The sequence below is a fragment of the Neolewinella aurantiaca genome (assembly GCF_008014675.1).
Taxonomy (GTDB): Bacteria; Bacteroidota; Bacteroidia; order Chitinophagales; family Saprospiraceae; genus Neolewinella; species Neolewinella aurantiaca.
Map to the genome: position 1 here is coordinate 56,533 of NZ_VOXD01000015.1, position 11,552 is coordinate 68,084.

An 11,552-nucleotide genomic window follows, 5' to 3' on the forward strand; every position below is an offset into this window, starting at 1 on the left:
CGTTACAGTATCATGGCTAATGATTACATCATTGCGTAATGAAGTTTACTTTAGCTCCCGCTTCAACAACTGCGCGTTCACCGCACAAATCACCGTACTGATACTCATCAGTGCAGCGCCAAATGCCGGGCTGATCACCAACCCAGGAACAAAGCCCGTGGCCAGGGGCAATGCTACCGCGTTGTATCCCGTAGCCCACCAGAGGTTTTGAATCATCTTTCGGTACGTAGCCTTGCCGAATAAGATCAGGTTGGCAATGTCCTTCGGATCACTATCCACTAAAACGATATCGGCGGTCTCCGCCGCCACATCGGTCCCGGAACCGATGGCGATACCGACGTCGGCGCGCGCCAGGGCCGGGGCATCGTTCACGCCATCACCCGTCATGGCCACAAACTCACCCGCTGCCTGCAGTTCCTTAATCTTGTCCTGCTTCTGATCCGGAAGGACCTCCGCCAGGTAGTCGTCCATACCTAACTCCTTAGCTACGGAGGCGGCGACCCGCTCATTGTCTCCCGTCAGCAGCAAGCATTTAATGCCGTTTTTTTGAAGCGTATCAATCGCTCCCGCGGAAGATTCCCGAATCTGGTCGGCGAAGGTGACGAAGCCGACAAGTCGGTCGTCAATAACCAGGAAGATTTTCGTTTCTACCCCGTCATCACTGTCGTCCGGGGCCGTGATGCCCGCGGCTTCCAGCATCAGGTAGCCGCCGGCGCGGACCGCTTTGCTTTCCACCGTTCCGCTCACGCCTACTCCGGCTTCATATTTGAAATCTTTGCTCGTGGGTATTTCCAATCCGTCAGCTTTAGCCCGCCGTTGTAATCCCTTCGAAATGTGGTGCTCCGAACTGCTTTCCACCGCCGTAGCGTAGCGTAATATCTTTGCCTCGTCCCAACCTTCAGCCAGCGGTACCACCCGGGTAACTTCGTGCGAGCCCTTAGTGAGCGTCCCCGTCTTATCAAATACAATAGTGGTGATCTTGCGCGAGTTCTCGAAGGCCGTCCGGTTGCGGATCAGCAGGCCGTGTTTAGCGGAAACGCTGGTGGAGATTGCCGCGACCAACGGAATGGCCAGCCCCAGCGCGTGCGGACAACAGATGACCATCACGGTCACCATCCGCTCCAAAGCAAAGGCTAACTCCTTGCCCATAAACATCCACACGGCGAAGGTGCCGAAGCCCGCCACCAGGGCAATGACGGTAAGCCACTTAGCTGCCCGGTCGGCCAGGTGCTGGGTCTTTGACTTTTGCCCCTGAGCATCCTGTACCAGCTTAACAACTTTAGCTAAATAGCTGTCCTCCCCTACTCCTTTCACCTGGACCTTAATAGCGCCGCTGCCGTTGATGGAGCCTCCAATAACCTCCACCCCTTCGGATTTGCTCACCGGTACACTCTCACCCGTCAGCATACTTTCGTTCAGGGAACTACTTCCCTCTTTGATCACTCCGTCAGCTGGAACTTTCTCCCCTGGCTTAATCAGGATCAGGTCCCCGGTTCTTAATTCGCTGATCGAGACTTTATTTGCCTGTCCGTTTTCATCAATCCGCGTTGCATCGTTAGGCATTAGCGCAGCCAGCGCCTCCAGTGCTTTACTAGCACCGAGTACAGAGCGCATCTCGATCCAGTGCCCGAGCAGCATGACCACGATGAGGGAAGCCAGTTCCCAAAAGAAAGTCTTTCCCTCCAGGCCAAATACCACGGCGGAACTGTAGATATAAGCCGCTGAGATCGCAATCGCGATCAGCGTCATCATTCCCGGAGCCCGTTTACCCAGCTCTTCTTTCAGGCCTTTCAAAAATGGCCACCCACCGTAAAAGTAAATGATGGACGACAGTACGAACTGGAGATACCGGTCTCCCGCAAACGTCCAGCTTATCCCCAGGAAGTTTTGGATCATGGGCGCAAGTATCAATACCGGTAACATTAGTATCAGCGACACCCAAAACCGGCGTTTGAAATCTTCGATCATCATCCGGTGATGGTCACCATGATTACCGTGTCCGGAATGGTCCATTTTTGAATGATCCGTAGTGGCGTGATCCATCTTACTGTGGTCCATTCCCTGGTGGTTCTCGTCGCTGATCGCCGCTTCATGCCCGTGCTCAGTGAGTTCCGCCAGATGGTCTTTAGTCCCACTTACCGCTCCCTTTACCGTTGCCAGCGCGTAGTCGCCAACCGAAGCAACCGCTGCGTTGAGGCCTTCTACGGTAACGTGATGGTGCATAGTGACTACGGCCTGTGGCGGATCTAAACTGACCTGTACAGACTGAATACCCTGTACAGCCTCTAATGCTTTTTGAACCTTGGCGACGCAGTGATCGCAAGTCATGCCGGAAATAGAATAAGTATGGGTCATGTAGTAAGATGATTTTGCAGCAGCTATTTGCTTCTGCTGGCCAGAGAAATAAAAGAAGAGATAGCAAAAACGGAAGTAGCAAAACCTAGCACCATTTCACCCCAGACCACGACTTTTGCCGGATATGTAGTCGGGGTAATTTCACCAAATCCGGTAGCTGTGAAGGTGACAGTGCTAAAATAAATTCCGTCAAACAAGCAGTACCAGATGCTCGGTGGGTTCATGTTTTTGAGCGCATTCGTATCAGCCAGCGTTAACAAAAAGAAGGTCATCCCGTAGCTAATAATGAAGATGGCTACCATCAGCCCTAATAACAATAAGCAGTGTTTGATTGGCTTATCGTTATGCTGTAAATGCTTAAAAACATTCTGTACGGTGGTACGCAAATAGTAGCCTAACTGTAGTATCGATAGCGTAGCAATTACAAATGATGCCCAGGGCGACTCAATGAGAATCGCACCATAGCCTATAAGACTACAGACGGTTATCAAGAGTACTTCTCTCCACCATGAGTCTATCTCGAAGGAGCTACTGAAACTCATTGTATGAACATTATAACGACACCAAACAATACCAGCGCCATCAGTATGAGCGTAGTGATTCCGTTAAGTAGTCGTTTCACGATGCCCGGATTTTCGTCCGGCTTACAACAGTCTTTCATGTCAGTTAGTGTTTAAACTTAATTTACGCTTTAAAACCTGATGCTCAGCCCACCACCGTATCCAAAGCGGTTATCGTAGCTCCCCATCAGCGAAAAGTTCCGGCCCAGCATGTACTCCATGCCGGCACTCCAAACAGTTTCGCCCTCGTAATCCGTGTTGCTGTCTTCACGACCTACTACACCGAAATCCGCTTGGTACTCGTAGTAGCCAAAGGCGGATAAGCGCGGGAATAACATGATACTACGGCCAATACCAATGCGCGGCCGCAGCTTATTATCTACCCGCATATCGATGTTGAACAAGTAAGGGCTCAGCCACCGAACACCAGCTACCGCTGTGATCGATGGATCGTCGAAGCTCTCCTCTACGCTATTCTCTACGTTGACACCACCAAATACCCGAACCCAGTCATAGAGGTAACGCTCATAGGATATCTCGGCCTCGAAGTTCTTATTGTAACCATACTCCACATTCAAATTGAACTGGTTACGGATGTTGGAAGAAGTAAGGCTAAGACCACTCATGTGGGAAGCAACATCCGCCATTCCCCAGGTGTAAAACTGATCGGTTTCCGCGATAAGGTGGCTCAGGGGCGCGTCTGCTAAACGCTCGTCGCGCGGAGTATCGTAGCTGAAAATACGCGCCATACCGCCCATCATGTGGTAAAGGATATGGCAGTGGAAAAACCAGTCGCCGTATTCATCCCCGTAAAATTCGATGGTGACTTCCTGCATCGGCGCTACGTTAACCGTGTGCTTCAGCGGTGAGTATTCGCCGTTTTCATTGATCACCCGAAAGAAGTGCCCGTGGAGGTGCATCGGGTGGTGCATCATCGTCAGGTTGTTAAACGTGACGCGGGTTACTTCATTCGCTTTGATCTTGATTTTATCCGTCTCGGCCAAACCTACACCGTTAAAGCTCCAGACGTAGCGGTTCATGTTCCCCGTCAGGTTCAACAGTATTTCCGTCACCGGCGCATCCGGCGCATAGGCCGTTTTATCTGGCGATCGCAGGTAGCTGTAGTCAAAGGCTCTTCCCATCATCTCTGCCGGTGGCATCATACCATCTTTCCCTTTATTCATACCGGGCATCTGGCCGTGGTCCATGCCTGCCATTCCTGGGTGCTCCTTTTTATCCATTTTCTGTCTACCCATCATGTCCGTGTGCTCTTCAGGGCTCATATTGCCGTGATCCATACCCTCCATTTTCGGCATTTTCTCTTTGCCCATCTTCATCGAATCAGCAGGTATGTTCATATCATCCATCTTACCTTCTGCCATCTTCATACCGGCCCTATCCATTGGTTCTGTTTTCTGATCGCCCATCTTCATGCCGCCCATTTTGCCGTCCGACATATCCATCTGCATCCCGTATTTCTCCTTGATCTCGTAGCGTTCGTCTTTACCGGGATTAGCCTTCAGCGCCGGAGCCCCCATCCGCATATCCATCTTTGCCATCATCTTCATCATCCCGATCTTATCGGGACGGGGAATCTCCATGGCGGGGTACAGCTGGCCGGTACCGACTGTTGTCACCGCCTTGCCTGAGCCATCGAAGGCGGAGGCTTTTACCTCAAGTTTTCCATCGTCCGGGATCGTGACAATGAAATCGTAAGTCTCGGCATTCCCGATCAGGGTCTTATTCTTTTCCACGGGAACTACGTCCAGGCCGTCTGCGGAAACCAATAATGGGGGCGGCCCACCAAACGTCAGCCAGAAATAGGAGGACGCCGCGCCGTTGATGATGCGCAGACGTACCCGCTCACCGGGCTTGAAGTCCGGATTCTCCGAACTGCTCTCCCCATTAATCAGGAAAGCAGAATAATAAATATCAGCAATATCAGCTCCTTCCATGCGCTGTCGCCAGAAATTGAGTTGAGCACCAAGGCCTCCCCGGGCAATCACCCGGTTTAACGGTGTCGCGGTCCCTTTTTTAATGCCGTACCACTCGTTGCCTCGTTTAAGGTTTTTAAGTACGCTGGCTGGCTTCTCGTCCGTCCAGTCTGATAGCATCAACACCAGGTCTTTGTCATACTCCAGATTCGTTTTCTTTGGCTCGATCACGATGGAACCATACACGCCGCTTTGTTCCTGGAGCATCGTATGCGAATGATACCAGTAGGTGCCAGATTGCTTCAACGCAAATTCATACACAAAGCTTTCCCCGGGTTTAATCGGTGGCGTATTAAGATAAGGAACACCATCGTAGTAATTGGGTAACAGGAGGCCATGCCAGTGTACGGAGGTCTCCATTTCCATATTATTTATCACCGTGATCCGCGCAAATTCTCCCTCTTTAAAGCGGAGCACCGGACCGGGAATGCCGCCGTTAACCGTCATTCCCATAACGGGTTTCCCCGTAATATTTACGGTTTTGGACGCTATTACCAACTCGTACTCATGAACGGGAAGATTATTGGGGTTACCTTCCAGGGAGCCCTCCGGCGTAAACCCGATTTGTTGGGCAAACACTACAAATGGCAATAAGAAGAACAGAAAAATTGAAGCCAGAAATTTCATAATATATAGTTTAAAACAAGTGGCCGGCAGGAAGCCGGCCACTTTAATTTACCCTTACGATGGGTAGGTTTACGCAGCCATGCTCCGGCACGCTTCAGCGCACTTCTTACAGTGGTCGTGTGCATCGCACAACTCAGCGCAGTAATCACACACCTTGGCACACACAAGGCGCAGTGCCCTTTGGCTAACTTACTGTCGACAGACACCGGGCTAATCTTGATTTTCCAGTCGATAAATCATCTTCTTCATCTCAGCAATCTCTCGCTCTTGTGCTTCAATTATCTCTTCCGCCAGTTTTATCGCCTCAGGGTCTTTAAGGTGCGCTTTCTGGCTCACCATAATAGCTATACTGTGGTGAGGGATCATCGCCTTCATCCATTGCACATCGCTTACGAAAGTTTGTTGACGCAGGCCGGCAAGGGACAAGACAAAAGCTAGCACGGATACACCAAGAATTACGTAGTTCCAGATTTTATTCTTGTACATCCCCCACATGAAAAGTAGCATGGTGAAAGCCATTGCCGCAATCATCAGTAGCGTCATGTAAGTACGGGAAGGAGCCAGATAGATATGGTCCATTTTATCTACGCTCAAGTACATCACGGCGTACATGATGACGAAAGAAGTCGCCATCATGATGCCAAATTTGAGGTAGGGGTTCATCCCTTTTTCATCGTTCATTTCCTTGTCGTGATTCATCATTGTTGGGTGGGTTAATACGTAAAACTGAAATTATTAGGGGCGCGGCCGCAGGTGCGGAGCTGGTTTGAAGAAGCAGTGTGGAAGGGCCAGGTTTTATTTTATCTCTGCCACGACCTTTCCACACTTCAGCATTTTATCGCCATAGTAAGGGTTGCGAATGTCAGACACATCGGAGAACCAATCTCCTCCCGCACCGTCGAAGGCCATCGGACAGTGCTGCTTGTAAATGACGCCGTCGGTAATGCCATCGGTAAAAAGTGGTTCCAGTCCGGTTGTCAGTTCGGCAAAAGTGGATCGAACACCTTCAAGGTCTTCTGCATCTGCCACTTTCTGGGCAAGGTCGCGGAGTGCTGGCTTATCATTGCCAAAAGCCTCGGCCAGGTTACCGGCTGCAGATGTGGCGTCGTCAGCATCACTGTTAACCAGTGCCATCTGTAACTTCAGGTAGTACTGGTAAATGGTTGCAGTAATCCCGTCCGCGAAGGTGGCGTCAAAGGCATCAGGAGTAGCGGCCTTTTCCGCTTTCACCTCTTCAGGGGTATTGAGTTCAACATCTGTATGATTCGCCATCTCAGTAGCATGATCCGTATTGGTTCCGCTATTGCAAGCCTGTAAAATGGCTAGAGCAAGGAGTAGTAAAATGGTTTGTAGTTTCATTTTCTTTTGTTTTTTTATAAAAGGCAATCGTCAGCAACCGTGTTCTTGTCACATTTTGCATGGACTGTTCTAATTATGATATTTTAGAGTTTGTCAATAGGTCGAGGCTTATAATCACCCTTAGCTCGGAAACCGCTGGGCGTTTCTCCTGTCAGTTTTCGGAAGGAGGCGGAGAAATGACCTGGTGATTTATACTTAAGTCTCTTTGCTACTGCCTTAATATTGATGTTCGTTTGAAACAGCAATCGCTTTGCTCGTTCTATCCGGTGTAGCTGGTAGAACTCTTCGATCGTTCGCTTTTCCGAACAGGAAAAATGGCGACTTAGGTAGCTGTAACTCAACTCCACTTGCCGTACGATAATCTCGGAAAGGGGAATGTCTGTTGTCGCCAGATCATCGTACACGTATTCAATGACGACACCCTTTACCTGAGCGACAAGGTTATGACCGTCTTGCCTCAGACGTAGTCCTACATTCCTCAAAGCGTCGGATATGCCTTGCAATGGGGCATTATCCGCCGGTGACAGTGTCCGGACGTACCCTAGTTCAATTTCAAGTACCCTCCAGTCAGCTTCTTCCAAGATCCGCTCGACAGCCATAACACAGCGATAGCAGACCATGTCATCGATGTACAATGTTTGTTCTTTCATTTCCGTGATGATTTGCCGATAAATAAAAGCGTGTAAAAGCCCCACCGGCAAGACAAGTGCCTGCCGGAAGGGCAACTATCACACTCACTTTATTCTATCGTTTCCATCACTCGGCCACACTTCAGCATCCGGTCGCCGAAGTAGGGGTTACGAACCGCCTCCGTGTCGCTTAACCAATCACCTCCGGCGTTATTGAAAGCCATCGGACAATGTTGCAAGTAGAGTTCCGTATCGTTCCCACCAAAACGCTTAATGGCACCGGCCAGCGGTGCGGACATGGCGGAAAAGGCCTGCCGTACATCTTCCAGGCCCTTAGCTGCAACTGCTGTTTCGGTTACAGATTTTAGCTGATTTAAATACCCCATCCATTCCATATGGGCATCGCCCGTAACCAGCTTCATGTCGACGGAAGCGAGCGCAAGCTGCATAGACGCAGCGGCACTTTTTGCGGTACCTGCATCTGATTTAACCAACGCGTCTTTTATGCGGAGGTACTCCTGCGTAACGTTGCTCAACTGAGCCTGAAAGACACTATTGGTTGCTGCACCACTAGCTTCCCCGTGGTGATGCGCCGACTCAGCACCATGGGCTTTAGTATGAACGGCCTGGCTATTACAAGCCGTTGCGAAAAAGCCTAGGAAGGCAAATAGGAAAAATGATTTGAAGAAATTCATGCTTCGATGAACTATGAGAAAATTACCGTAATTGTTACTTCTCGGATTTGATAAGATTTATTTTTGAACTAAAAGCCTCGATTGCTGGAGGTAGCTCTTCGTTCGCAAGGCGAACGAAAAAGTTTAGGATCTAGCCAGCAGAGACGATCCATTCCGGTCACTCATTTGGCCCTTTCCAGATACAATCCACCTTATGAATTGCACCATACATCAATATCAAATCAAATACACCTGCCACTCGCTCTTCACGTCAACTACGAGCGGAGGCGGTCGATAATTTTCAAGTTTACCTAATTTACGCGGACGCGCAGCGGTCGCTATCTCCGGAAATAGGAGAAGTGGTAGGTATGGAGAAGCAATTGACGATAATGGCAAGTCTCCGGAGGTTTCAACCTCTCTATCTTCATCCAATTGGACATAGTCAAATTCGTCACCACAACAGTTCTTTCGTTTTACCTCACTTCCCTCTTTAGGGTGTGACGGGCAAGACTCCGTCTTTTCAGCGTGGCAGCTTTCAGCCGTGCCAAAAATGGCAAACGACTTCAACTCTCCCCCACAATAATGCCGACTCACCGGTACTCCGACGGAGCCGACGAGCACGTTGAAAGCCAACAATAAGGAGAGTATTTTATTCACTTAAAAGCTTATTTCTTAGTTAGAAAGAAGGAGAATCATCGGCTAACGGATCGTTGCTCCAGAACTAAGCAACTGGCTCAGCCACGTATCCAGCGTCAGCAACAACCGCCCGGACTTCATCCGCCGTCAGTACTTCCGTCTCTACGGTCAATGTACGTTCAGGGCTTTTCAAATCGACTTCCCATTGCTTAATGGCTTCGTTTCCATCAAGCGCTGGTGTAACTCCGCGCAAGCAGCCACCACAGTTGATATTGGTTTTAAATTTCATCGTAGTCATAAGGCACACTTTTTAGTTTGTAATGCAAAGTACGGGCCCTAACCTCCCTTACTCGTTATAGTATTCTGGTCAATATTTACATCATTCCGCGTTTCCAAGCGCATCCAAAGAGCGTCGATCTGGGTCTTTCAACTTCCGAAACGCTGTCGGAGTCATCCCCGTCTCCCGTTTAAACTGACCGGATAGATGAGCCGTACTGCTGTAGTCCAGATCAAAAGCAATCTCACTTAAATTTTCCTCCCCGTAAGTCAGTAACTCCTTCACCCGCTCGATCTTCTGCCGGATAAGAAATCGCTCGATGGTTTGCCCTTCGTGGCCAGAGAAAAGTTTTGACAGCGTCGCGTAATTCTGCCGCAATTCCCGGGACAAGTAGTCAGATAGATTCTCCTCCGTCGGCTTGCTGTTCTGGTTTCGGACATGATCGATGATCAACGCCTTGATCTGCTCTACCTGCTGATCTTCAGCGTCCAGTAGCAACTCAAACCCGTTCTCTTTCAGCACTTCGGCAATACGTCGGACGCCCCCCTCATCCGGAGGAGTGGCATAAGTCACCGTCCCCATCCCCACCGCTTCCGGCGGGTAGCCAGCAGCAGTCAGCTCTTCCCGAACAACACGGATGCACCGCGGACAAACAATGTTCTTGATCTTCAGTATTGGCATCGTTTCTTCGTTTATTGGTTAATTACCGCACCACCACGTTGCCGGTCCTCGCGAACCTCCAACCTCCGCACGTCCTCCAGGTTAATCTCTGAAAGCAGATTCAATTCCCCTGCGTCAAAGCCAGCAGGTAGCTCTTTGATGGAGCGAGCCTTATTTCCCGGCGTATTCCAGTTATGGTAATCGCGTACGGTAATGCCACCTACTTCGCGTTCGTTATTAGCTTCGCGTAAGCGAGGTGCTTTGCCACCAGGATGAGAATAAGCCAGGTACTTCAGCTGCCGGGTATCGGGTGTGAACCAGTACATATACTCGTCATCAGCATCCTCTCCACCGTTGTCGGTAGTAAAGGCAATTTCGATCTGGTCTAACACCTCGCCTTTGATCGTATCACGGCCCAGGTAAGTCGGGATCACGGCAGGGTCGCTAAGCACCCATGGCATGAAAGCAAAATAAATGACCGAATTAACGGAGTTACTGTAAGCTTTACGCTTCTTCTCCGTGATGTCCGCGACCTTCCCGTCGATGTATCGTACCAACCCGTCGTTATCCAGTACGTCACGGGTTACTTCGTTAGTCGTAGAGTCCGTCCACCAACGCTCGTAGGTATAGGTCCCGTTGGTCTGTTGGTAGCGGTACTCCTTATCCCGGAAACGAAAGGCAAAGGCCGCTTCGTCCATCTCTTCTAGGCCCGCAACTACAATAGCTTCCTCAATGATTGCGCGGGCTTGGCGGTTGGCTTCAGTTTCGGGCGCACGCACCACCGCATCGGCGGCTATTACCTCCGCCTCTGCAATAGAAGCTGGTTCAGCACAAGCGATGGTAAAACCCAACAGGAAAACCAGGACTAGATAGCGGCAAAGTGCCAAATTTGAGTTCGTCATCATCAGTTCAATTAGTTATTAAAATCTACCGCTAACCAGCAGTTGGTAGCAGCCGGTTAGCGGTAGAAGGACAAGATTGGAGGGGCTACTTCGTACCCTCTTTTTTAGCACAGCTGGCACCGGCCTTGGGAGCGCAGCAGCCACCGGCCTTTGCTTCTTTAGGTTGGCAGCAGGCCATCAGTTTGGCCTGCGCATCGGGATTCGGTGCTACATCGTCGGCCTGGTAGCCAGCGTCAGAGATGGCCTGACGTAGCTTGGCTTCGTCTACTTTCTTGCCTTTGTAGGTGACGGTGACTTGCTTGGTCTCCAGGTCGAGTACGGCCTCTTTAACCCCGTCCAGGGCCGTAAGCTGTTTCTCAATGGATGCCTTGCACATCCCGCACTGGGCATTGGTCTGGATGACGAGTGTTTTCGGCGGCGCGGCCATGGCCACGAAGGCAAACACAAGAAGGAGGATGGGAAGAATACGCATGGTTAAAATGGTTTATGAAAGTGAAAGGAAGTCCGGCTCAAATTGTGGGCGCGGACGCGGGTGCAGAGACCGCCGAAGGCAGCAGCGAAGCTCACGTTGAATTAAACAGATTTTCGCTGACCCCTTACTCCTGTTATTTAGTGCTTGTGTCCGTTATCAGTATGCTCCGCCTGAGCGATGTAATTCATGCCACAAACCGGGCATTCGCCAGGCTTATCGCTGCCGCTGTCGTCGCAGTGCATCGGGCAGACGTACGCTGAAGTAAACTCCTTGCCCTCTCCGTGCGGAGCAACGGTGGAGGTTTCGGCAGCAGTGTCGGTGGTCGCAGCGGAATCACCACAAGCCGTGAAGGCGAAGGTGAAAGACAGGACCAGCATCAGGGCGGTCATTGATTTAAGAAAACGCAT

Annotated in this window: 13 protein-coding genes; all 13 read right to left on the reverse strand. The window is 50.4% G+C overall.

The features are described from left to right. Window positions 1-45: 45 nt before the first annotated feature. The 13 genes from FUA23_RS11080 to FUA23_RS11145 all read right to left on the reverse strand — a co-directional run bounded on the left by FUA23_RS11080 (window position 46) and on the right by FUA23_RS11145 (window position 11,552). Complete coding sequence (locus tag FUA23_RS11080) at window positions 46-2,355, reverse strand: heavy metal translocating P-type ATPase (protein WP_147930809.1); 2,310 nt, start codon at window positions 2,353-2,355, stop codon at window positions 46-48. A 23-nt stretch (window positions 2,356-2,378) separates the two neighbouring features. After that, complete coding sequence (locus FUA23_RS11085; protein WP_187270980.1) at window positions 2,379-2,741, reverse strand: potassium channel family protein; 363 nt, start codon at window positions 2,739-2,741, stop codon at window positions 2,379-2,381. Between the two features lie 305 nt (window positions 2,742-3,046). Further along, complete coding sequence (locus FUA23_RS11090; RefSeq protein ID WP_147930811.1) at window positions 3,047-5,536, reverse strand: multicopper oxidase domain-containing protein; 2,490 nt, start codon at window positions 5,534-5,536, stop codon at window positions 3,047-3,049. Window positions 5,537-5,746: 210 nt separating this feature from the next. Beyond that, a complete protein-coding gene (locus FUA23_RS11100) occupies window positions 5,747-6,238 on the reverse strand; it encodes a DUF305 domain-containing protein (protein WP_246144165.1) in 492 nt (163 codons plus the stop codon). A gap of 93 nt (window positions 6,239-6,331) precedes the next feature. After that, on the reverse strand, window positions 6,332-6,895 hold the full coding sequence (locus FUA23_RS11105; RefSeq protein WP_147930812.1) for a DUF3347 domain-containing protein: 564 nt from the start codon (window positions 6,893-6,895) through the stop codon (window positions 6,332-6,334). Window positions 6,896-6,978: 83 nt separating this feature from the next. Continuing rightward, window positions 6,979-7,545, reverse strand: coding sequence for a helix-turn-helix domain-containing protein (locus FUA23_RS11110; protein ID WP_147930813.1), 567 nt, complete (start codon window positions 7,543-7,545; stop codon window positions 6,979-6,981). Between the two features lie 89 nt (window positions 7,546-7,634). Further along, a complete protein-coding gene (locus tag FUA23_RS11115) occupies window positions 7,635-8,219 on the reverse strand; it encodes a DUF3347 domain-containing protein (protein WP_147930814.1) in 585 nt (194 codons plus the stop codon). 216 nt (window positions 8,220-8,435) lie between these two features. Further along, on the reverse strand, window positions 8,436-8,855 hold the full coding sequence (locus FUA23_RS11120; protein WP_147930815.1) for an HYC_CC_PP family protein: 420 nt from the start codon (window positions 8,853-8,855) through the stop codon (window positions 8,436-8,438). A gap of 64 nt (window positions 8,856-8,919) precedes the next feature. Further along, window positions 8,920-9,132, reverse strand: a complete 213-nt coding sequence (locus tag FUA23_RS11125; protein WP_147930816.1) for a heavy-metal-associated domain-containing protein — start codon at window positions 9,130-9,132, stop codon at window positions 8,920-8,922. A gap of 81 nt (window positions 9,133-9,213) precedes the next feature. Beyond that, window positions 9,214-9,792, reverse strand: a complete 579-nt coding sequence (locus tag FUA23_RS11130) for a helix-turn-helix domain-containing protein (RefSeq protein ID WP_147930817.1) — start codon at window positions 9,790-9,792, stop codon at window positions 9,214-9,216. Between the two features lie 11 nt (window positions 9,793-9,803). After that, window positions 9,804-10,676, reverse strand: coding sequence for a DUF6503 family protein (locus FUA23_RS11135; protein ID WP_147930818.1), 873 nt, complete (start codon window positions 10,674-10,676; stop codon window positions 9,804-9,806). Window positions 10,677-10,758: 82 nt separating this feature from the next. After that, a complete protein-coding gene (locus FUA23_RS11140; protein WP_222707025.1) occupies window positions 10,759-11,145 on the reverse strand; it encodes a heavy-metal-associated domain-containing protein in 387 nt (128 codons plus the stop codon). Between the two features lie 137 nt (window positions 11,146-11,282). Then, window positions 11,283-11,552, reverse strand: coding sequence for a heavy metal-binding domain-containing protein (locus tag FUA23_RS11145; protein WP_147930819.1), 270 nt, complete (start codon window positions 11,550-11,552; stop codon window positions 11,283-11,285).